This is a genomic window from Streptomyces sp. CA-251247 (genome assembly GCF_050952975.1).
GTDB lineage: Bacteria > Actinomycetota > Actinomycetes > Streptomycetales > Streptomycetaceae > Streptomyces > Streptomyces achmelvichensis.
This window is the reverse complement of the sequence record NZ_CP191861.1, coordinates 4,563,886-4,583,363: the sequence shown is the minus strand read 5'-3', so window position 1 is coordinate 4,583,363 and position 19,478 is coordinate 4,563,886. Positions and strand designations below refer to the sequence as shown.

At 69.6% G+C, this 19,478-nt stretch carries 20 protein-coding genes; 9 read left to right on the top strand and 11 right to left on the bottom strand.

Translation table 11 applies throughout. The annotated features are described in order from the left end of the window. The first annotated feature begins 44 nt into the window (after positions 1-44). Positions 45-1,169: a DNA integrity scanning diadenylate cyclase DisA gene (disA, locus tag ACQPWZ_RS20270; protein WP_313944917.1), complete on the top strand. Its 1,125-nt coding sequence runs from the start codon at positions 45-47 to the stop codon at positions 1,167-1,169. A 101-nt stretch (positions 1,170-1,270) separates the two neighbouring features. On the opposite strand, the gene ACQPWZ_RS20265 is transcribed toward disA, so the two are convergent. Next, positions 1,271-2,098 carry a hypothetical protein gene (locus ACQPWZ_RS20265; RefSeq protein ID WP_433572053.1) on the bottom strand — a complete coding sequence of 276 codons (828 nt, stop codon included), beginning with the start codon at positions 2,096-2,098 and terminating at the stop codon, positions 1,271-1,273. A 604-nt stretch (positions 2,099-2,702) separates the two neighbouring features. Here ACQPWZ_RS20265 and ACQPWZ_RS20260 point away from each other — a divergent pair. The 5 genes from ACQPWZ_RS20260 to cseC all read left to right on the top strand — a co-directional run bounded on the left by ACQPWZ_RS20260 (position 2,703) and on the right by cseC (position 7,087). Then, positions 2,703-3,608, top strand: coding sequence for an A/G-specific adenine glycosylase (locus tag ACQPWZ_RS20260; protein WP_340474521.1), 906 nt, complete (start codon positions 2,703-2,705; stop codon positions 3,606-3,608). A 184-nt stretch (positions 3,609-3,792) separates the two neighbouring features. Beyond that, positions 3,793-4,398, top strand: coding sequence for a SigE family RNA polymerase sigma factor (locus ACQPWZ_RS20255; protein WP_356706061.1), 606 nt, complete (start codon positions 3,793-3,795; stop codon positions 4,396-4,398). Then, entirely contained in the window at positions 4,386-5,057 is a 672-nt protein-coding gene (locus tag ACQPWZ_RS20250; protein WP_356706060.1) for a hypothetical protein, read from the top strand. The genes ACQPWZ_RS20255 and ACQPWZ_RS20250 overlap by 13 nt, the downstream gene beginning before the upstream one ends. 9 nt (positions 5,058-5,066) lie before the next feature. Beyond that, positions 5,067-5,774, top strand: coding sequence for a two-component system response regulator CseB (gene cseB, locus ACQPWZ_RS20245; RefSeq protein WP_327681658.1), 708 nt, complete (start codon positions 5,067-5,069; stop codon positions 5,772-5,774). After that, positions 5,771-7,087 (top strand): two-component system sensor histidine kinase CseC, encoded by a 1,317-nt coding sequence (cseC, locus tag ACQPWZ_RS20240; protein ID WP_433572052.1) that lies wholly within the window; start codon positions 5,771-5,773, stop codon positions 7,085-7,087. Before cseB ends, cseC begins: the two co-directional genes overlap by 4 nt. 19 nt (positions 7,088-7,106) lie before the next feature. Here cseC and ACQPWZ_RS20235 read toward each other — a convergent pair whose 3' ends face one another. The 3 genes from ACQPWZ_RS20235 to ACQPWZ_RS20225 form a co-directional block, all read right to left on the bottom strand. Next, positions 7,107-7,553, bottom strand: coding sequence for a VOC family protein (locus ACQPWZ_RS20235; protein WP_433572051.1), 447 nt, complete (start codon positions 7,551-7,553; stop codon positions 7,107-7,109). A 57-nt stretch (positions 7,554-7,610) separates the two neighbouring features. Continuing rightward, positions 7,611-8,114, bottom strand: coding sequence for a helix-turn-helix domain-containing protein (locus tag ACQPWZ_RS20230; protein WP_433573843.1), 504 nt, complete (start codon positions 8,112-8,114; stop codon positions 7,611-7,613). A gap of 183 nt (positions 8,115-8,297) precedes the next feature. After that, on the bottom strand, positions 8,298-9,875 hold the full coding sequence (locus tag ACQPWZ_RS20225) for an MDR family MFS transporter (RefSeq protein WP_356706058.1): 1,578 nt from the start codon (positions 9,873-9,875) through the stop codon (positions 8,298-8,300). A 114-nt stretch (positions 9,876-9,989) separates the two neighbouring features. On the opposite strand from ACQPWZ_RS20225, the gene ACQPWZ_RS20220 reads away from it, so the two are divergent. After that, a complete protein-coding gene (locus ACQPWZ_RS20220) occupies positions 9,990-10,550 on the top strand; it encodes a TetR/AcrR family transcriptional regulator (RefSeq protein WP_340474515.1) in 561 nt (186 codons plus the stop codon). A gap of 18 nt (positions 10,551-10,568) precedes the next feature. Here the strand turns inward: ACQPWZ_RS20220 and ACQPWZ_RS20215 are convergent, their stop codons facing one another. Beyond that, positions 10,569-11,261 carry a M23 family metallopeptidase gene (locus ACQPWZ_RS20215; protein ID WP_340474514.1) on the bottom strand — a complete coding sequence of 231 codons (693 nt, stop codon included), beginning with the start codon at positions 11,259-11,261 and terminating at the stop codon, positions 10,569-10,571. A 536-nt stretch (positions 11,262-11,797) separates the two neighbouring features. Here ACQPWZ_RS20215 and dacB point away from each other — a divergent pair. Continuing rightward, positions 11,798-13,408, top strand: a complete 1,611-nt coding sequence (dacB, locus tag ACQPWZ_RS20210; RefSeq protein WP_433572050.1) for a D-alanyl-D-alanine carboxypeptidase/D-alanyl-D-alanine endopeptidase — start codon at positions 11,798-11,800, stop codon at positions 13,406-13,408. A gap of 100 nt (positions 13,409-13,508) precedes the next feature. On the opposite strand, the gene ACQPWZ_RS20205 is transcribed toward dacB, so the two are convergent. Then, the gene (locus ACQPWZ_RS20205) at positions 13,509-16,034 is read right to left on the bottom strand and encodes an ATP-dependent Clp protease ATP-binding subunit (protein ID WP_313944929.1); all 2,526 of its coding nucleotides are present in this window, start codon (positions 16,032-16,034) and stop codon (positions 13,509-13,511) included. A 431-nt stretch (positions 16,035-16,465) separates the two neighbouring features. Here ACQPWZ_RS20205 and ACQPWZ_RS20200 point away from each other — a divergent pair, with 431 nt between their 5' ends. Further along, entirely contained in the window at positions 16,466-17,056 is a 591-nt protein-coding gene (locus ACQPWZ_RS20200) for an SCO3374 family protein (protein ID WP_433572049.1), read from the top strand. Here the strand turns inward: ACQPWZ_RS20200 and ACQPWZ_RS20195 are convergent. The 5 genes from ACQPWZ_RS20195 to ACQPWZ_RS20175 form a co-directional block, all read right to left on the bottom strand. After that, positions 17,035-17,370, bottom strand: a complete 336-nt coding sequence (locus ACQPWZ_RS20195; RefSeq protein WP_313944931.1) for a histone-like nucleoid-structuring protein Lsr2 — start codon at positions 17,368-17,370, stop codon at positions 17,035-17,037. The genes ACQPWZ_RS20200 and ACQPWZ_RS20195 overlap by 22 nt on opposite strands. 144 nt (positions 17,371-17,514) lie before the next feature. Beyond that, complete coding sequence (locus tag ACQPWZ_RS20190) at positions 17,515-18,036, bottom strand: amino-acid N-acetyltransferase (protein WP_313944932.1); 522 nt, start codon at positions 18,034-18,036, stop codon at positions 17,515-17,517. A gap of 9 nt (positions 18,037-18,045) precedes the next feature. Next, a complete protein-coding gene (locus tag ACQPWZ_RS20185) occupies positions 18,046-18,441 on the bottom strand; it encodes a BlaI/MecI/CopY family transcriptional regulator (protein WP_327681669.1) in 396 nt (131 codons plus the stop codon). A gap of 119 nt (positions 18,442-18,560) precedes the next feature. After that, entirely contained in the window at positions 18,561-18,734 is a 174-nt protein-coding gene (locus ACQPWZ_RS20180; RefSeq protein WP_313944934.1) for a hypothetical protein, read from the bottom strand. Positions 18,735-18,748: 14 nt separating this feature from the next. After that, positions 18,749-19,324 carry a hypothetical protein gene (locus ACQPWZ_RS20175; RefSeq protein ID WP_340477940.1) on the bottom strand — a complete coding sequence of 192 codons (576 nt, stop codon included), beginning with the start codon at positions 19,322-19,324 and terminating at the stop codon, positions 18,749-18,751. Between the last annotated feature and the right edge of the window lie 154 nt (positions 19,325-19,478).

Genomic DNA, 19,478 nt, shown 5'->3' with positions numbered 1-19,478 from the left:
ACTTTGCCCTGGTCTCGCCCATCCGTACGAGCCGGAGGAGTGCAGTGGCAGCCAACGACCGGGCAGCAGCACCCGGAAAGTCCGGCGGAGGCTCCGGCAACGAAGCACTGATCCGCGCCGCCCTGAGCGCGGTGGCGCCCGGCCAGGCCCTGCGCGACGGCCTGGAGCGGATCCTCCGCGGCAACACCGGCGGCCTGATCGTCCTCGGCATGGACAAAACGGTCGAATCGATGTGCACCGGCGGCTTTGTGCTGGATGTCGAGTTCACCGCGACCCGGCTGCGCGAGCTGTGCAAGCTGGACGGCGCGCTGATCCTCGACAAGGACATCACCAAGATCCTCCGGGCCGGCGTGCAGCTGGTCCCGGACGCGTCCATCCCCACCGAGGAGACCGGCACCCGCCACCGCACGGCGGACCGGGTGTCGCGCCAGTGCGGCTTCCCCGTCGTGTCCGTGTCGCAGTCCATGCGTCTCATCGCGCTGTACGTGGACGGGGAGCGCCGGGTCCTGGAGGAGTCGGCCGCGATCCTGTCCCGTGCGAACCAGGCCCTTGCGACACTGGAGCGCTACAAGCTCCGCCTCGACGAGGTCGCGGGCACGCTCTCCGCGCTGGAGATCGAGGACCTGGTGACGGTCCGGGACGTCACGGCCGTGGCCCAGCGTCTGGAGATGGTGCGCCGGATCGCCACCGAGATCGCCGAGTACGTGGTCGAGTTGGGCACCGACGGACGGCTGCTCTCCCTCCAGCTCGACGAGTTGATCGCGGGCGTCGAGCCCGAGCGCGAGCTGGTCGTGCGTGACTATGTGCCCGAGCCCACCGCGAAGCGGTCCCGTACGGTCGACGAGGCCCTGTTCGAGCTGGACTCCCTGACCCACACAGAACTACTGGAACTACCCATAGTCGCCAGGGCATTGGGCTACAGCGGCTCGCCCGAGACCCTCGACTCCGCGGTCTCCCCGCGCGGCTACCGACTGCTGGCGAAGGTGCCGAGGCTGCCGGGCGCGATCATCGAGCGGCTGGTGGAGCACTTCGGCGGGCTGCAGAAGCTGCTCGCGGCGAGCGTCGACGACCTTCAGACGGTCGACGGCGTGGGCGAGGCACGCGCACGCAGCGTCCGCGAGGGCCTGTCGCGGCTCGCGGAGTCCTCGATCCTCGAGCGGTACGTCTAGGGCCTCGCGTCTGGATCTCGCCGGGGCCTGTCGTCGAAGTCTGCTTGCGGGCAGGCGGCTACTCCGAAGCCTGTCGTTCAGCCTGAGCCGAACGGCAGGCTTCAGTCCTTCTCCAGGCGGAACGACGCCGGCAGCACGGTCACGCCCGGGAACTTCGCCTCCACCAGATACGTGCCCGCGGGCGCGGCCCCCGGCCGCGGCGTGGCGCACTGAGGCTCGCTCTGCCTGCGGTCCCACGGCACGGTGTACGTGATCGTCTGACCCGCCGGCACCCTCAGCAGCACACTCCCCGCACCCGAGGGGCAGTCCTTCGACGACCACACCTCGTCGTCACCGTTGTCGGTGACGGTGAGCACCGCTGCCCGGGGACCGAAGTCCGCCTTGCACGTCGCGGACGACGAGTTGGAGGCGACCAGCTGGAACATGGGCTTCTCGCCCGGCTCGTACGACACCTTGAGGCTGCGCAGGGTCAACTTCAGTGCACCGGGGGTGCAGTTGGGCAGGGTCGAATCGGCCGGTACCTGCTGGCCCGTCGAGCCGCCCGCGGCTCCGCCGGCACCGCCCGCGCCACCGGCACCACCCGCGGCGTCGCCTCCACCGGTTCCCGCGCCACCGTCGCCGCCGGCTCCGCCGTCCGCGCCCGTACCGCCGGTTCCGCCACCGCCGTTGCTCTCACCGGTTCCGCCGGTGTCGCGGCCACCGGGCTGTTCACTGATCGCGGGACCCGAGGACGTGGGCCCAGGAGTGATCGAAGTGGCGGGCGAGGGACCGCCGTTGGCGCCGTCGTCCTGGTCTCCGCCGCCTCCGCCCGATGTGAGGGCCCATACGACCAGGAGCAGGAGCAGCGCGACCAACGACAGCGCGACTGCCCTCCGTCGCCAGTAGATGGAGGAGGGGAGTGGCCCGATCGGATTGCGCAGAGATCCCACGACCCAAACTCTACGAGAGATCCGGGCCAACTCCCGTCCCACCCGCCGCTCTACTTGCAAGTTCTGCGGATCATCATCACGGCAGGACGTTTCGGCGCGGCCCGCAGTCGTCGGTCCCGCTCGGGGCCGGTAGCAGCGGGTGACCGACCCGCCCGAGAGGCGCACGCTGCGTGACCACCGGTTGCGGAGGCCGGCGTCGCGGTCAACTCGGCGCTGTGGCAGGGGTCCTGGCCTACGGACCGCCTCCACCGCTTACAGACAGCGGGAGTTGGCGTGCGTTACGGAGAGGCCGGCCCTCGCCACCCCGCGGCTCTTTCACCGCCGTCACGACCGACGGTGTCCTGCGTCGGCCGCGACCCGCCGCCGGAGGTCTGGACACCACGGGCGGAGACGGTGCCCGGTCCGGGCGCCCCGCCACGCACGAGCGGCGGCCGGACCGGGCCGGGCCGGACCTGGAGGGAACACGCCACCCGGCCCGGCCCGAAGAACCCGTCTCCCGGGAGCTCCGCCACCCCCGCCTCCCGCCGGCACCACCACCGCCCCCGCGCCGGGCCACCGGTGGATGCGCCCTCCGTCCGCTCGGACGTGCCAGGATCGGAGTGCCATGACTGACACCACCACACACACCGCCCGCGCCGACGCGGCGTCCCTCCACTCCCCCGTCATCGACTGGTTCGACGAGCACGCCCGTGATCTGCCCTGGCGCCGCCCCGATGCGGGAGCCTGGGGCGTGATGGTGAGCGAGTTCATGCTCCAGCAGACTCCGGTCAGCCGGGTCCTGCCCGTGTACGAACAGTGGATGGCCCGCTGGCCCCGGCCCGCCGACCTCGCGGCCGAGGCGCCCGGCGAGGCCGTTCGCGCCTGGGGCCGGCTCGGCTACCCGCGGCGCGCGCTGCGGCTGCACGGAGCCGCGCAGGCGATAGCGGAGCGGCACGGCGGCGATGTGCCGAGCGACCACGGGCAGCTGCTCTCTCTCCCCGGGATCGGCGAGTACACGGCGGCCGCGGTGGCCTCCTTCGCCTACGGCCAGCGCCACGCCGTCCTCGACACCAATGTGCGCCGGGTCTTCGCGCGGGCGGCGACCGGCGTCCAGTACCCGCCGACGGCGACCACCGCGGCCGAACGCAAGCTGGCCCGCGCACTGCTGCCCGACGACGAGAGGACGGCTGCCCGGTGGGCGGCAGCCTCCATGGAGCTCGGCGCGCTGGTGTGCACCGCGCGGAACGAGGACTGCTCCCGCTGCCCGATCGCCGGGCAGTGCGCCTGGCGGCTGGCCGGCAAGCCCGCACACGAAGGCGCGGCCCGCCGGGGCCAGACCTATGCGGGCACCGACCGTCAGGTGCGCGGCAGGCTCCTCGCCGTTCTCCGGGAGGCGCTGACGCCGGTGCCCCAGTCGGCGCTGGACGCGGTCTGGCACGAGCCCGTGCAGCGGGCACGCGCCCTCGACGGACTCGTCGCCGACGGGCTCGTCGAGCCACTGGACGACGGTACGTACCGACTGCCGGGTTGAGCACCGGCCGACCGGACGGGGGGCTTTCCCACCCGAACCGGACCTGAAACATCGGCTGTTACACAACCGATGGATGGCCGTGCGCCGTCCGACGGCTGCTCCGCACAGGCCCGTGACAACCGCTCCGTAGCTTCTGTGGCGTAACGGAACACGGTTGCTTGTCACGGGGACGGAGGCGGTTGGAATGGCGCACGGCGAGGTGCTCGAATTCGAAGAGTACGTACGCACACGGCAGGAGGCTCTGCTGCGCAGTGCCCGGCGTCTCGTGCCCGACCCGATCGACGCCCAGGACCTGCTGCAGACCGCTCTGGCCCGTACCTACGGCCGCTGGGACGGCATCGCCGACAAGTCGCTGGCCGACGCCTACCTCCGCCGCGTCATGATCAACACGCGTACCGAGTGGTGGCGGGCCCGCCGCCTCGAAGAGGTGCCCACCGAGCAGCTGCCCGACGCCAGCGTCGAGGACGGCAGCGAGCAGCGCGCCGACCGCGCCCTGCTGATGGACATCCTGAAGGTGCTGGCTCCCAAGCAGCGCAGCGTCGTGGTGCTGCGACACTGGGAGCAGATGAGCACCGAGGAGACGGCTGCCGCCCTGGGGATGTCGGCAGGTACCGTGAAGAGCACACTGCACCGGGCACTGGCCCGCCTCCGTCAGGAGCTGGAGAGCCGGGACCTGGACGCGCGCGCTCTGGAGCGCGGCGAGCTGCGGCGTGACGGTGAGCAGCTGAAGCATCTCCCGTGCCCGAAGGGCAACGGGGGAGATCGGGGGCAGGAGAGGTGCGCGGCCTGACAACCAGGGGCGGCAGGGCATCACTGGCGGCGAGCGGCACGGCGATTGCCGGGCTCGCCGCCGTCGGCCTGTTCACCGTCGCGTGTTCCACCGGCGGCACCGGAGTGCAGGACGAGGGCGCGGCACACGCGGACGCCGTCGCCAAGGCCACCCCGTCCGCCGGGGCCTCCTCGACGGGCGAGACGCAGTTCGCCAAGACCGTGGACGCGGTGGAGCTGATCAAGAGCGACCCGAAGGTCAGCGAGCGGGTGAAGGCCGACCTCAAGCCCTGCAGCCGCGACTCGTACCCGGTGGACACCTCGTACGGGAACCTGACCGGCGGCACTGTGCCCGATGTCGTCGTCAACGTGATGACCTGCGGCGACGCGGTGGGCATGGGCACGTATGTGTACCGCGAGAACGGCAGCAAGTACGAGAATGTCTTCGCGGCCGAGGAGCCCGCGGTGTACTCCGCGATCGACCGGGGCGACCTGGTCGTGACCAAGCAGGTGTACGCCAAGGGTGATCCGGTGGACGAGCCGTCGGGCGAAGAGATCACGACGTACCACTGGACGAGCGGCAAGTTCACCCAGCAGTACTGGGTACGCAACGAATTCAGCAGAGCGGTGGGCGAGGGCGACGTGGTCGCCACCGAGGCGCCGCAACCGGACGGGAACTGAGAGCAGCGGATGGCCGACACCCATGTCCTCTTCGTCGAGGACGACGACGTCATCCGTGAGGCCACCCAGCTGGCCCTGGAGCGCGACGGCTTCGTCGTCACCGCCATGCCCGACGGACTGCTCGGACTCGAAGCCTTCCGCGCGAACCGGCCGGACATCGCGCTGCTCGACGTCATGGTGCCGGGACTCGACGGGGTGAGCCTGTGCCGGCGCATCCGCGACGAGTCGACCGTCCCGGTGATCATGCTGTCGGCGCGGGCCGACTCCATCGACGTGGTGCTGGGCCTGGAGGCGGGCGCCGACGACTACGTCACCAAGCCGTTCGACGGCGCGGTGCTGGTCGCCAGGATCCGCGCGGTGCTGCGCCGCTTCGGTCACGCCGGTGGCGCGGCGGGCGGCGAGCTCGCGTCCGGCGGCCAGGACGGCCAGGACGCGGTGCTGACCTTCGGTGAGCTGGTGATCGACACCGAGGGCATGGAAGTGCGGAAGGCCGACCAGCCCGTGGCGCTGACACCGACGGAGATGCGGCTGCTGCTGGAGTTCTCGTCCGCGCCGGGCACGGTGCTCTCCCGCGACAAGCTGCTCGAACGCGTCTGGGACTACGGCTGGGGCGGTGACACCCGCGTGGTCGACGTCCATGTCCAGCGCCTGCGGACCAAGATCGGCCAGGACCGGATCGAAACGGTCCGCGGCTTCGGCTACAAGCTCAAGGCATGAAGCGTTTCGCCCTGCGCACCGGGGTCCGCTGGAAGATCAGCATCGCGATCGCCGCCGTCGGCGCGCTCATCGCCATGGCCCTGAGCCTCGTCGTGCACAACGCCGCCCGCGTCTCGATGCTGGACAACGCGCGCGATGTGCAGATGGACCGTGTCCTGCTGGCCCAGCGCTGGTACGAGACGTCCAAGAACAAGGACCCGCGCTTCAGCACCAAGATCAACGACCCCGCGCTGCCCAAGGCCCTCCAGAGGCTGATGCACGAGAAGCGCCGCGGCAGCTATGTGCAGGACCACCACGACGGGCCGCCCGAGATCTGGGCGGCCGTTCCGCTCTCCAACGGCGACGTGCTCTCCCTGCACTCCCAGTTCGCCGGCCGCAGCGCCACCGTGATGAAGGACCTGGACCGGGCGCTGATCATCGGCTCGGTCTCCGTGGTCTTCGGCGGCTGCGCCCTCGGCGTACTGATCGGCGGGCAGCTCTCACGGCGGCTCCGCAAGGCCGCCGCGGCGGCCCATACCGTCGCCCAGGGCAATACGGACGTCCGCGTCCGGGACGCGATCGGCGGTCTCGTACGCGACGAGACCGACTCGCTCGCACGGGCCGTCGACGCCCTCACCGACGCGCTGAACGCGCGCATCGAGGCCGAGCGCCGCGTCACCGCCGACATCGCGCACGAGCTGCGCACCCCGGTGACCGGGCTGCTCACGGCGGCGGAGCTGCTGCCGCCCGGCCGCCCCACCGAGCTCGTACGCGACCGGGCCCAGGCCATGCGGACGCTGGTCGAGGACGTCCTGGAGGTGGCGAGGCTCGACAGCGCCTCGGAGCGGGCCGAGCTCCAGGAGATAGCCCTCGGCGAGTTCGTCGGCCGCCGGATCACCGCGCTCAACCCCGACGTGGTCGTACGGATCGTCCACGAGTCGTGGGTGAGCACCGATCCACGGCGGCTCGAACGCATCCTCCTCAATCTGCTGACCAACGCCGCCAAGTACGGCAAGGCGCCGATCGAGGTCACCGTCGAGGGACGGGTCGTGCGCGTACGGGATCACGGCCCCGGATTCCCCGAGGCGCTGCTGCGCGAGGGCCCGAGCCGCTTCCGCACGGGCGCGAGCGACCGCGCCGGGACGGGCCACGGCCTGGGCCTGACGATCGCGGCGGGCCAGGCGCGGGTCCTGGGCGCCCGGCTCACCTTCCGCAACGCGGCTCCGGGGGGCACGACGCCTCTCGGGGAGTCGGGCGGCGCGATCGCGGTGCTGTGGCTGCCCGAGCACGCGCCGACGAGCACGGGCAGCTTCCCGATGCTGCTCGCCGACTAAGGGCTGTCGGCAGGCCCCGCTAGCAGGACCAGTCCTTGTCGACGTCGAGTGCGCCCTCGCGCCGCTGCGTGAAGGAGTACCAGTTCCCCGAGTCGTCGCGCAGGATCGCCTCGATGCCGTACGGCCGCTCCTGCGGGGCCTGGAGGAACTCCACACCCCGCTCCTTCAGCTTTTCGTAGTCCCCGTGGATATCGTCCGTGGCCAGCACGCCCGCGCCCATGACCCCCTTGGACACCAGCGTCTTCAGCGCCTCGGCCGCCTCCGGGTCCATCGTCGACGGGTCCGGGACCATCAGGGTCAGCTCCACGTCGGGCTGATCCTTCGCGCCCACCGTCAGCCAGCGCATCCCGCCCTCGCCCATCGTCATGTCCGTGCGGACCTCGAGGCCGAGCTTCTCGGTGTAGAACTCCTTCGCCCGGTCCTGGTCCAGGACCCAGACGGTGGAAATGGCGAGACCTTTGATCATGAGGTGCTCCTCGAGCGGTGATTCCTGCTTGCCCTGCCACCGTAGGCAGCGGCCCCGTCAGCCGGCTTCTTCAGAATTGCGCAGCTTGCGGGGGTCGTCGCGGGAGTCGTCCGCGGAACCGTCGCAGGAGGCGGAGCCGGAGCCGGTGTCCGCGCCGCCGGAATCGCCGTCGGGCCCCGTGGCGCCCCCGCCCGGCCCGCTGTCGGTCTTCCTCCCCGGGAAGCCGCCGGCGTACAGCAGGGCGTAGCACCCGGGGATCAGCGCGGCTCCGCGACCGACGTGCTTGGCGCGGTACTCGCTCGGGGTCAGCCCGGTCTGCTTCTTGAACCGGGTCGAGAAGGTGCCCAGGCTGCTGAAGCCGACGAGCGTGCAGATCTCGGTGACCGAGAGGTTCGCCGAGCGCAGCAGCTCCTCGGCGCGGTCTATGCGTCTGCGGGACAGGTACTGACCGGGCGTCTGCCCGTACACGGCCTTGAAGGCGCGGACGAAGTGATAGCGCGAATACCCGGCATGCGCGGCCACCGCGTCCAGGTCGAGCGGCTCGGCCCAGTCGCGGTCCATGGCGTCCTTGGCGAGGCGCAGCTGCCGCAGATGGGCAAGGCGCGCCGGCGCCGCGGTGGTGCTGTCCACATCCCCGATGCTGGCACGCGCCACTGACAACGGCCCCCGGTGTGCACACACCGGGGGCCGTGAGCCGGGCAGCGGGCCGGGCGGAGTCTCAGCCTCACGCCGGGCCGGCCGCGATCAGACGCTCTCCGCGACCTTGTCCTGCGGCGCCGGGTCCTTCTCGGGGGCGGCACCGCGCAGCGGTACCTCCTTGACGAAGAAGGCCGCGACGAAGCCGAGCACGGCGACCGACGCTCCCAGGAGGAACGCCCCGTGCGTCCCTGACGACACCGCGAACTCGTACGCCTCACGGAGCTTGTCCGGCAGTTTGGCCAGGCTGGCCGCGTCCAGCTGGGCGGAGTGCTCGGTGAGGTCCGCGTTGCCGCCGGCGGACATCTCGTGATTCACCCGGCTCGTGAACAGGGCGCCCATGATCGCGACGCCGAAGGAGCTGCCGAGGGTACGGAAGAGGGTGGCCGCGGAGGAGGCGACGCCCATGTCCTTGAGCTCGACGCTGTTCTGCGCGACCAGCATCGTGATCTGCATCAGGAAGCCCATACCGGCACCGAGGACGGCCATGTAGACGCCGGAGGCGAGACGCGAGGTCTCGGTGTCCATCTGGGCGAGCAGGAACAGACCGGTCACCATCAGTCCGGCGCCGATGATCGGGAAGATGCGGTACCGGCCGGTGTTGGTGGTCACCCGCCCGGCGATCATCGAGACGACCAGCATGGACATCAGCATGGGCAGGAGCAGCAGGCCGGAGTTGGTCGCCGAGGCGCCCTGGACGGCCTGCTGGTACAGCGGCAGGAAGAGGACCGCGCCGAACATGACGAATCCGGCGATGAAGCCGATCACCGACATCAGTGTGAAGTTGCGGCTGCGGAAGATGTGCAGCGGCATGATCGGCTCGGCGGCCTTGGTCTCGACGAAGAAGAAGCCGGTGAGCGCGGCAACGCCGATCGCGATGAGCTCCATGATCACGGCGGAGCCCCAGGCGTACTCCGTACCGCCCCAGGTCGTGACCAGCACGATCGAGGTGATGCCGACCGTCAGCAGGGCCGCGCCCAGGTAGTCGATGCGCGGCTTGGTGCGCTCGCGCTTCGGCAGGTGCAGGACGGCGGTGACCATCGCCAGCGCGACGGCGCCGAGCGGGAGGTTGATGTAGAAGGACCAGCGCCAGCCGAGGTGGTCGGTGATCGTGCCGCCGACCAGCGGTCCGCCGATCATGGCCACCGCCATGACGCCGGCCATCATGCCCTGGTACTTGCCGCGCTCCCGGGGCGGGACGAGGTCACCGATGATCGCCATGACGCCGACCATCAGACCGCCGGCGCCGAGGCCCTGGACGGCCCGGAAGCCGATCAGCTGGCCCATGTCCTGGGCCATGCCGCTCAGCACGGAGCCGATCAGGAAGATCACGATCGACAGCAGGAAGATGTTCTTGCGCCCGTACAGGTCGCCGAGCTTGCCCCAGATCGGGGTCGAGGCCGCGGTGGCCAGCGTGTAGGCGGTGACGACCCAGGACAGATGCTCCAGACCGCCGAGGTCGCCGACGATGGTCGGCATCGCGGTGCCGACGATCATGTTGTCGAGCATGGCCAGCAGCATCGCGATCATGAGCGCGAAGATCACGATCCGTACGCTGCGCGGCTCTTTCTCGGCCCGCCCCTGGTTCTTCTCGGGCTCCTCGGGATCCCGCTTGCTGGTGTCCATCGGTTCCACTCCCCCACGCACTTACTTGCCGCCCGGCTAGCTGACTACACTGGGGAAGGTAGACCGCGCGCTAGCCGGGCGTCAAGTAAGTTTGAGCGTTCTTGGGGAGAGACCATGGCCAGAGGCAACACACGCCAGCGCATCCAGGACGTCGCCCTCGAACTCTTCGCCGAGCAGGGTTACGAGAAGACCTCGCTGCGCGAGATCGCCGAGCGGCTCGATGTCACCAAGGCGGCGCTGTACTACCACTTCAAGACCAAGGAAGACATCGTCATCAGCCTCTTCGAGGACCTGACGAGCCCGATCGACGAGCTGATGGAGTGGGCGCAGGCGGAGCCGAAGACCCTCGCCACCAAGAAGGAACTGCTGCGTCGCTACAGCGAGGCCCTCACCCAGGCCGCTCCCCTGTTCCGCTTCATGCAGGAGAACCAGGCGACGGTCCGCGAGCTGAGCATCGGCGAGACCTTCAAGAAGCGCATGCTCGGCCTGCTGGACCTGATCAAGGAGCCGGGCGCCCCGCTGCCCGACCAGGTCCGCTGCGCCAGCGCGCTCTTCACGATGCACGCGGGGATGTTCTTCCTCCAGACGATCGAAGGCGACCTCGAGGACAAGCGCCAGGCTGTCCTCGAGGTCGCGATCGATCTGGTGAGCCAGGCCCACCGCGTCACCGGGTGACGTACCGCGGAGCGGATGTCAGAAGGTGACACCCACAGTGCGCAGGAACGAGGCCGGGTTGAGCGCCGAGCCGTAGTTCGGGGTCGTACGGATCTCGAAGTGCAGGTGCGGGCCGGAGGAGTTTCCGGTGTTGCCGGACTTGGCTATGGCCTCGCCGGTCTTCACGTGCGAACCGACATTCACGTCGATCTTCGACAGGTGCGCGTACTGCGAGTACTTGCCGTTGGCGTGCTTGATCACGATGGCGTTGCCGTACGCGGAGCCGTCGCCGCCGCCGTACGGGCCGGCCTTCACGACGGTACCGGCGTTCGCGGCCTTGACCGTGGTGCCGACCGGGACGGCGAAGTCCTGGCCGGAGTGCTTGTGCGCCCACATGGCGCCGCCCTGGTTGAAGCTCGCGCTCAGCGTGTACTTGCCGACGGGCTTGACCCAGGCGACCTTCTTCGCGGCCTTCGCCTTGGCAGCCTTCGCCGCGGCGGCCTTCGCGGCCTCGGCCTTGACGGCCTTCGCGTTCACAGCGGCCTTCGCCTGGGCGTCGGCCTGCGCGGCCACGGCGGTCGCGGGGTCCGCGGCAGCAGTGGTGCCCGCAGTCGCGGAGGCGACACCCGCACCGGCTCCGACGACCATCACGGCGCCGAGTCCGGCGGCCACGACGGTGCCACGGGTACGGAGCACGGACGGACGGAGACGGTGGTTGATGCGCTTCGACATACGGGAGAACCTCCGGGCGTGAATGGACCCGGCACTCTCGCACCGGGCTGGCTCCACATTGGTAACCGAAGCGCCCATCCGTCATCAAACCCCCCATCTACGACATTGCGTCGTAGCTCCGGCGCCGGGAATCGGACTCTTGACACCCCTTGAGCATGATCGAGAAGTGCGCCGGAAACAGGGGGAGATATCCCCTCGAAAACGGGTTTAACCGCATGTACCGGCGGAGCGGGGGCCCCATGGGGACCGGATCCGACCCATTCGTCCGCCGATGGGCCGAAGGTCCCCCCGCCGCCAGGACCGACGGGCCCGGCCGGGTGGCGCACCACGCTCCTATTCCGGCTAGTAGAGCCGGATGGGCCTGTGTGCCTTGTCACGGGCGAGGGGCCCTCCGGGGCCTGCGAATGTTGCCCAGGCCACACCAACACCCAAGTCCCGCATGTCCGTTTCGCCCATAAAACGCCCCTCACAAGGGGGCTCACCGGGCCGACCGGCCTCCTTCCCGCGCGAGGCCTCCTCCGGGATGCTCCTGTGCCATGAGTAGACCCGTGATTCGCTCGAACCGCCGCGGACAGCGCCGCGCCCGGATCCGGCCCGTCGTCATCGGGCTCGCCTGCATCCTCACGTCCACACTCACCTGGAGCGCGCCCGCCGGAGCCGGGCCCTCGGACGACGGCCTCAAGGGGGCCATCGACACGATCCTCGCCGACGCCCGGATGGACGGCGGCGCCGCGAGCGTGGTGATCGCCGACGCCACCACCGGCGAGCGGCTCTACCAGCGCACCGGCGCGGACCGTCTGATGCCCGCGTCCAACACCAAGCTCGCCACCTCCGTCGCCGCGATGGCGCTGCTCGGGCCCGACTACCGCTACCGCACCGACGTGCTCGCCGGCGGCCCGCGGTCCGGCTCCACACTCCGCGGCGACCTGTATCTGCGCGGCAGCGGCGACCCCACCGCCCTCGCGCAGGACTACGACCGGCTCGCCGCCGATGTCGCCGCGACCGGCATCAGACGCGTCACCGGCAGGCTCGTCGCCGACGACACCCGCTTCGACACCCAGCGGCTCGGGCGCTCATGGGCCTCGGACGACGAGTCCTCGTACTACTCCGCGCAGATCTCACCCCTCACGGTGGCCCCCGACACCGACTACGACTCGGGCACGGTCATCGTGGAGGCCCTCCCGGGCTCCCGGCCCGGCGCCCGGCCCCGGATCAAGGTGACACCGCCGACGGACTACGTACGCCTCGACGTCCGCGGCACCACCGTCCCCGCCGGGCAGCCGGACACCCTCGCCGTCGAACGGCAGCACGGCACCAACACGATCACGGTCAGCGGCAACATTCCCGTCGGCGCCGGCGCCACCAAGGAGTGGATCACCGTCTGGGAGCCGACCGGCTACGCGGCCGCGGTCTTCTCCGACGCGCTCGCCCGCCACGGCGTCCGCGTCGCCGGATCGCCCCGGCTGGGCCGGCCGACGCCGGCCGGCGCGAAGGAGCTCGCCTCCCACCGATCCATGCCGCTGCGGGAGTTGATGATCCCGTTCATGCAGCTGTCCAACAACATGCACGCCGAGACGCTCACCAAGACCATGGGCTGGGAGACGTCGGGCCGCGGCACCTGGGCAGCCGGTCTGGCGGCGGTGGACGGCTATCTGAAACAGGAAGGCGTCGCTACGGCGGAGCTGCGCCAGGTCGACGGCTCCGGTCTGTCCCGGATGAACCTCTTCCCGGCCGAGCAGCTGACCACCCTGCTCCTGTCCGTCCGCGACGCTCCCTGGTACGCGGACTGGTACGCCTCCCTGCCCCTGGCGTGCCACCCGGACCGCTTCACCGGCGGAACACTGCGGACCCGCATGTGCGGCACCGCCGCGGCACTCAACGCCCGCGGAAAGACCGGCTCGCTCACCGGCGCATCCGCGCTGTCCGGCTATGTGAAGGACGCGGCCGGCCGTGAGCTCACCTACAGCGTCGTACTCAACAACTACCTCGCGTCCTCGGTGAAGAGCATCGAGGACGCGATCGTGGTGACGCTGGCGAAGTCCGACACGGCCAAGGACACGGTCACGGCCGTGCCTCCGAAGCCGCGCCGCGCCTCGGAGGCCCCGGCCGATCTCGAATGCTCCTGGCGGAAGCCGGCGCTCTGCTGACACCCGCCCCGGGGCGGCAGACCCCTGAGCAACGCACGGAAAAGGGGCTGCCCCGGACCTCAATGGTCCGGGGCAGCCCCTCTGTCAGGCCTTCGGGCGCTTACGCGTCCTTCGACAGGTTCGGGCCTGCGCCGCCTGCCGCCTGCTCGATCGGCGGGACGTCCGGCAGAGCCGACTTCTCCTCGCCGCGGAAGGTGAACTTCTTCTCCTCACCCTCGCCCTCGGTGTCCACGACCACGATGTGACCGGGGCGCAGCTCACCGAAGAGGATCTTCTCGGAGAGGATGTCCTCGATCTCGCGCTGGATCGTCCGGCGCAGCGGCCGGGCGCCCAGAACCGGGTCGTAGCCCTTCTTGGCGAGCAGCGACTTGGCCGTGGGGCTGAGCTCCAGACCCATGTCGCGGTCCTTCAGGCGCTCGTCCACCTTGGCGATCATGAGGTCGACGATCTGGATGATGTCTTCCTCGGTCAGCTGGTGGAAGACCACGGTGTCGTCGACACGGTTGAGGAACTCGGGCCGGAAGTGCTGCTTGAGCTCTTCGTTGACCTTGGTCTTCATCCGCTCGTAGTTCGTCTTGGTGTCACCCTGAGCGGCGAAGCCCAGGTTGAATCCCTTCGAGATGTCCCGGGTCCCGAGGTTGGTCGTCATGATGATGACCGTGTTCTTGAAGTCCACGACGCGGCCCTGGGAGTCGGTCAGGCGACCGTCCTCCAGGATCTGCAGAAGGGAATTGAAGATATCGGGGTGGGCCTTCTCGACCTCGTCGAAGAGGACGACGGAGAACGGCTTCCGGCGCACCTTCTCGGTGAGCTGGCCGCCCTCTTCGTAACCCACGTATCCGGGCGGGGAACCGAAGAGACGCGAAACCGTGTGCTTCTCGCTGAACTCCGACATGTCGAGGGAGATCAGCGCATCCTCGTCGCCGAAGAGGAATTCGGCGAGCGTCTTGGAGAGCTCGGTCTTACCGACACCGGACGGGCCGGCGAAGATGAACGAGCCACCGGGGCGCTTCGGGTCCTTCAGACCCGCTCGCGTACGGCGAATGGCCTGCGAGAGCGCCTTGATGGCGTCCTTCTGACCGATGACGCGCTTGTGGAGCTCGTCCTCCATGCGCAGCAGGCGGGAGGACTCCTCCTCGGTGAGCTTGAAGACGGGAATGCCGGTCGCCGTGGCGAGGACCTCGGCGATGAGCTCGCCGTCGACCTCGGCGACGACGTCCATGTCGCCGGCCTTCCATTCCTTCTCACGCTTGGCCTTCGCGGCGAGCAGCTGCTTCTCCTTGTCGCGGAGAGAGGCCGCCTTCTCGAAGTCCTGGGAGTCGATCGCCGACTCCTTGTCGCGGCGCACGCCCGCGATCTTCTCGTCGAACTCGCGGAGGTCCGGCGGCGCGGTCATCCGGCGGATACGCATCCGGGAACCGGCCTCGTCGATCAGGTCGATCGCCTTGTCCGGCAGGAAGCGGTCCGAGATGTACCGGTCGGCCAGCGTCGCGGCCTGGACGAGCGCCTCGTCCGTGATGGAGACCCGGTGGTGGGCCTCGTACCGGTCGCGCAGACCCTTGAGGATCTCGATGGTGTGCGGCAGCGACGGCTCCGCGACCTGGATGGGCTGGAAGCGGCGCTCGAGGGCCGCGTCCTTCTCCAGGTGCTTGCGGTACTCGTCCAGCGTCGTGGCGCCGATGGTCTGCAGCTCGCCTCGCGCCAGCATCGGCTTGAGGATCGAGGCGGCGTCGATCGCGCCCTCGGCGGCACCCGCACCCACGAGGGTGTGGAGCTCGTCGATGAACAGGATGATGTCGCCGCGGGTGCGGATCTCCTTGAGGACCTTCTTCAGACGCTCCTCGAAGTCACCGCGGTACCGGGAGCCCGCGACCAGCGCGCCCAGGTCCAGGGTGTAGAGGTGCTTGTCCTTGAGGGTCTCGGGCACCTCGCCCTTGACGATGGCCTGCGCCAGGCCCTCGACGACCGCCGTCTTGCCGACGCCGGGCTCGCCGATGAGCACGGGGTTGTTCTTCGTACGGCGGGACAGCACCTGCATGACCCGCTCGATCTCCTTCTCGCGCCCGATGACCGGGTCGAGCTTGGACTCACGAGCGGCCTGGGTGAGATTCCGGCCGAACTGGTCCAGGACGAGCGAGGTCGAGGGGGTGCCCTCGGCCGGGCCGCCTGCCGTGGCGGCTTCCTTGCCCTGGTATCCGGAGAGCAGCTGGATGACCTGCTGCCGCACCCGGTTGAGATCGGCGCCCAGCTTCACGAGGACCTGGGCTGCGACGCCCTCGCCCTCGCGGATCAGGCCGAGCAGGATGTGCTCGGTGCCGATGTAGTTGTGGCCCAGCTGAAGAGCCTCGCGGAGCGACAGCTCCAGGACCTTCTTGGCACGGGGCGTGAAGGGGATGTGCCCGGACGGGGCCTGCTGGCCCTGGCCGATGATCTCCTCCACCTGCTGGCGGACCGCCTCGAGCGAAATCCCGAGGCTCTCCAGGGCCTTAGCGGCGACACCCTCACCCTCGTGGATAAGGCCCAGGAGGATGTGCTCGGTGCCGATGTAGTTGTGGTTGAGCATCCGGGCTTCTTCCTGAGCCAGGACGACAACCCGCCGCGCGCGGTCGGTGAACCTCTCGAACATCGTTAATCGCTCCTCAGAGCGGTCAGGCAGTAAGGGGTCGGTCCCCTCCCTGTCCTTCCGCAGCTTAGTCCCGCAAGCGGGGACCGCTCATTCCAACTGCCGACACCCGTAAGTGGCCTCCTGACCCCAGAACGCCGACAACTGCTCCAACCCGATGGTGCGAGACGATGTTCCCGCAGGCCAGGCAGATACCCTCACCTTGACTACGCCGATGGCGAACGTGAGACGGCCTGGCGAGCGTGTCGCCCCTCCCCACTAGGAATGTCTTACCCGCAAGCACTGACACTCCATGCGGCGCGCACGGGTTCCCTCAGCTACGGGCGAACAACCTTGCGCCCCCGACTGCGCCCGGACGCCCCCGATGCTGCTACCAGGCGCATTCGCACGCACACTCTGCGTAACTCTCGCACCGTCCCGGGAGTTCCCGGGGTATGGCCCTCACCGTTCCGCTCCCCCGCACGCCCGCCGACGACGGCCGCGCCCAGTGGTACGAGACCGAACTCGGCTGGGCCGCGGCGGACTGCTTCCCCGTGCAACTGCTCACCGGGCTGCGCTTCGACGTACTGGAGCTGCCGGCCGATGCCGGGGCGGCCGCCCTGCGCCGCACGGGCCTCGCGAGCCCTGTGGCCCTGATGGGGCACAGGATGCGCCTCCTGGTGGCAGCGGGGAGCGCGGACGAGGTGCCCGGACTGCTCGACTGGCTGGGATGGGGCGGAATCGCCCTGGACCTCACGGCCGCCGGCACGGGAGGACGGATGACCGCCCCGCCGCCGCCCGGATGGCCCGGCTCGCGGGGGGCCGCTGTGTGGCTGCGACCCCCCGTGCCCGGGCGCGAGGTGGAACCGACACTTCCGGCACTGGCGCCCTTCGGACGCAGCGCGGGAACCGGCCGGGGCCCCAGCCCCGATCTCGTACGGCTCCTGGACACGATGGCGACGCAGTGCCACCGGGCCCGATTGCTGCGCAGGAATACGCAGCGGGTGAATGCAGGGCCGTTTACTCAGCCGTTGGCCTTCTCGTAGGCATCGCGCACCGTGGCGGGCACCCGGCCGCGGTCGTTGACCTCGTAGCCGTTCGCCTTGGCCCAGGCCCGGATTTCCGCCGTGTCCTTGTTGCCGCTCGCGGCCGCACGGCCCTTGCCACGGCCGGACGCGGCGCGGCCGCCGGTACGCCGGCCGTTCTTCGCGTAGGGCTCCAGCAGGCCGCGGAGCTTGTCCGCATTGGCGGTGGTGAGGTCGATCTCGTAGGTCTTGCCGTCCAGCGCAAACGTCACGGTCTCGTCCGCCTCGCCGCCGTCGAGGTCGTCGACAAGAAGGACCTGAACCTTCTGTGCCACCGGATTTCCTTTCATCGAAAATGCAGTACGCGGAAAGGAAACCGCTTTTCCTTGGAAAACACAAACCCTTGGCAGAGGTTCAGAACCTCGAGAACGCGGGAAACGTGCGCGATTCGGACATAGGGTTCCGGCTCTTCCCGGTGATCACAGGTGCAGAAGCATCCGGCTGTTGCCCAAGGTGTTCGGCTTCACTCGTTCGAGCCCGAGGAACTCGGCGACACCCTCGTCATAGGAACGCAGCAGCTCGGCGTAGACATCTCCGTCGACCGGAGTCTCACCGATCTCCACGAAGCCGTGCTTGCCGAAGAAGTCCACTTCGAAGGTGAGACAGAAAACCCGTCGCACCCCCAGCCAGCGGGCGGTGTCCAACAGCTTGTCGAGCACCAGATGCCCGATGCCGGCGCCCTTGTGGGCGGGATCCACCGCGAGAGTGCGGACTTCCGCGAGGTCTTCCCACATCACGTGGAGCGCACCGCAGCCGACGACCGTGCCGTCCTCGTCGTGTTCCGCGACCCAGAACTCCTGGATGGCTTCGTAAAGAGTGACCGTCGCTTTGTCGAGGAGGATGCCTTCACTCACGTACGGATCGACGAGACGGCGGACCTCGGGCACATCGGACGTCCTGGCCCGCCGGACGGTGATGGCATTTGCTGGGGCATAAGGCATGTCATGACGCTATCGCCCCGCGGAGGTACCGCCGTCGGCGACCTCGTCGCCCTGAACGATCCGGACGGCGGCTTGCAGGGACTCCCGCTGCTCGGACGACATCATGCCGAAGAAGGCGACAAGTGCGGCCGCGGGGTTGTCGCTCTTCGACCACGCCTCGTTCATCAGGGCGGCGGAGTAGGCGGCTCTGGTCGAGACGGCCGTATATCGATAGGCGCGGCCCTCGACTTCCCTCCGGACCCAGCCCTTCTGATGGAGATTGTCCATTACGGTCATGACGGTCGTGTAGGCGATGGACCGTTCCTGCTGAAGGTCTTCCAGGACTTCCCGGACGGTGACCGGCCGGTTCCATTGCCAGACGCGTGTCATGACGGCGTCTTCCAGGTCTCCCAATTGGCGGGGCACATCGCCACCATAGTGGGAGAAGCAGGAATGAGCGGTAATGACGTACAAAAAGGACGTACGGCTGGAGCTCTGCCGTACGTCCTGGTCGCGCGGGTGCGCGGGTGCTGCGTCGGGCCGGGTCAGACGTCCCGGCCGGCCTGGCGGGTGGACTCCGCACGAGCGATCGCGGCGTCCACGATCGCGTCCTCCTTGGCCTTGTTCGGGCCGCCCTGGCTCTTGACTATCGTCACGACCAGGACGGTGAAGAAGACGGCCATCACCACGGGGGGCAGGAGCGCGGATACGTAGTCCATGCCTCCCAGAGTAGCTAGCCGGCCGCGAGCTGTTCCGGCGGGGGCATCGGGCGGCGGCGTGGCGGAAACACCTCGGACGGCTTGGGCACCGGACGCTCCCCCGGCTCGGGCTTGCTGGGCTGCGGCTTCCTCGGCTCCGGCCGGGGCTGCTGCTTGGCGTCCCCCGAGGCACGGCCGCCGGGGAGAGCCAGCAGACGGGTACGCGGCGCGGGGGTGCTGCGGCCCGCCAGCCTCGCCCGTACGGACTGCTCGGCGAGCGCCTGACAGCGGTGCAGCACGGCCACGCCGACCGGATTGCCGCGCAGGGTGCGCAGGGCGGCGAGGTCCTCGGGACGCGGGTCGTAGCCGGTGGCCAGAGCGTCCTGGAGGAGTTCCAGATAGCTCGCCGCGGTGCCGGGGAGCGCGGAGCGGTACCGGCCGAGGTCGGCGAGGAGGAAGGCGCGCAGCCGGCCTGCCTCGCAGGACGCCTCGTCCACCGAGTCGGCCAGACGCAGGCAGTCCTGGACGTCCTCGTCGGGGAGGGGGACGGGATGGAGGGCAACGGCGAGGGCGCGTCGGAGCACACGCAGCTCGTCTGCGCTGAAGGCCATGCCGCCGCGGGAACCGTATGGCGTGGGCATGCACTGACGATACGTGCGAAATCGCTCAAATCGGTTTATTCACCCAACCCGGGCGTGCCACTGTTCTTGTGCGGCTGCGCTTGGTCCGGTGGGTGGGTGCGGGGGCCGGGTTCTCCGGAGGGGG

Coding starts and splice junctions, on each gene's coding strand:
- dacB (WP_433572050.1), top strand. CDS start 11,798: ATGAGTAGACCCGTGATTCGCTCGAACCGCCGCGGACAGCGCCGCGCC.
- ACQPWZ_RS20175 (WP_340477940.1), bottom strand. CDS start 19,324: ATGGCCTTCAGCGCAGACGAGCTGCGTGTGCTCCGACGCGCCCTCGCC.
- ACQPWZ_RS20255 (WP_356706061.1), top strand. CDS start 3,793: ATGGCGCACGGCGAGGTGCTCGAATTCGAAGAGTACGTACGCACACGG.
- cseB (WP_327681658.1), top strand. CDS start 5,067: ATGGCCGACACCCATGTCCTCTTCGTCGAGGACGACGACGTCATCCGT.
- ACQPWZ_RS20230 (WP_433573843.1), bottom strand. CDS start 8,114: ATGGACCGCGACTGGGCCGAGCCGCTCGACCTGGACGCGGTGGCCGCG.
- ACQPWZ_RS20205 (WP_313944929.1), bottom strand. CDS start 16,034: ATGTTCGAGAGGTTCACCGACCGCGCGCGGCGGGTTGTCGTCCTGGCT.
- ACQPWZ_RS20200 (WP_433572049.1), top strand. CDS start 16,466: ATGGCCCTCACCGTTCCGCTCCCCCGCACGCCCGCCGACGACGGCCGC.
- ACQPWZ_RS20225 (WP_356706058.1), bottom strand. CDS start 9,875: ATGGACACCAGCAAGCGGGATCCCGAGGAGCCCGAGAAGAACCAGGGG.
- ACQPWZ_RS20180 (WP_313944934.1), bottom strand. CDS start 18,734: ATGGACTACGTATCCGCGCTCCTGCCCCCCGTGGTGATGGCCGTCTTC.
- cseC (WP_433572052.1), top strand. CDS start 5,771: ATGAAGCGTTTCGCCCTGCGCACCGGGGTCCGCTGGAAGATCAGCATC.
- ACQPWZ_RS20190 (WP_313944932.1), bottom strand. CDS start 18,036: ATGCCTTATGCCCCAGCAAATGCCATCACCGTCCGGCGGGCCAGGACG.
- ACQPWZ_RS20215 (WP_340474514.1), bottom strand. CDS start 11,261: ATGTCGAAGCGCATCAACCACCGTCTCCGTCCGTCCGTGCTCCGTACC.
- ACQPWZ_RS20220 (WP_340474515.1), top strand. CDS start 9,990: ATGGCCAGAGGCAACACACGCCAGCGCATCCAGGACGTCGCCCTCGAA.
- ACQPWZ_RS20260 (WP_340474521.1), top strand. CDS start 2,703: ATGACTGACACCACCACACACACCGCCCGCGCCGACGCGGCGTCCCTC.
- ACQPWZ_RS20235 (WP_433572051.1), bottom strand. CDS start 7,553: ATGATCAAAGGTCTCGCCATTTCCACCGTCTGGGTCCTGGACCAGGAC.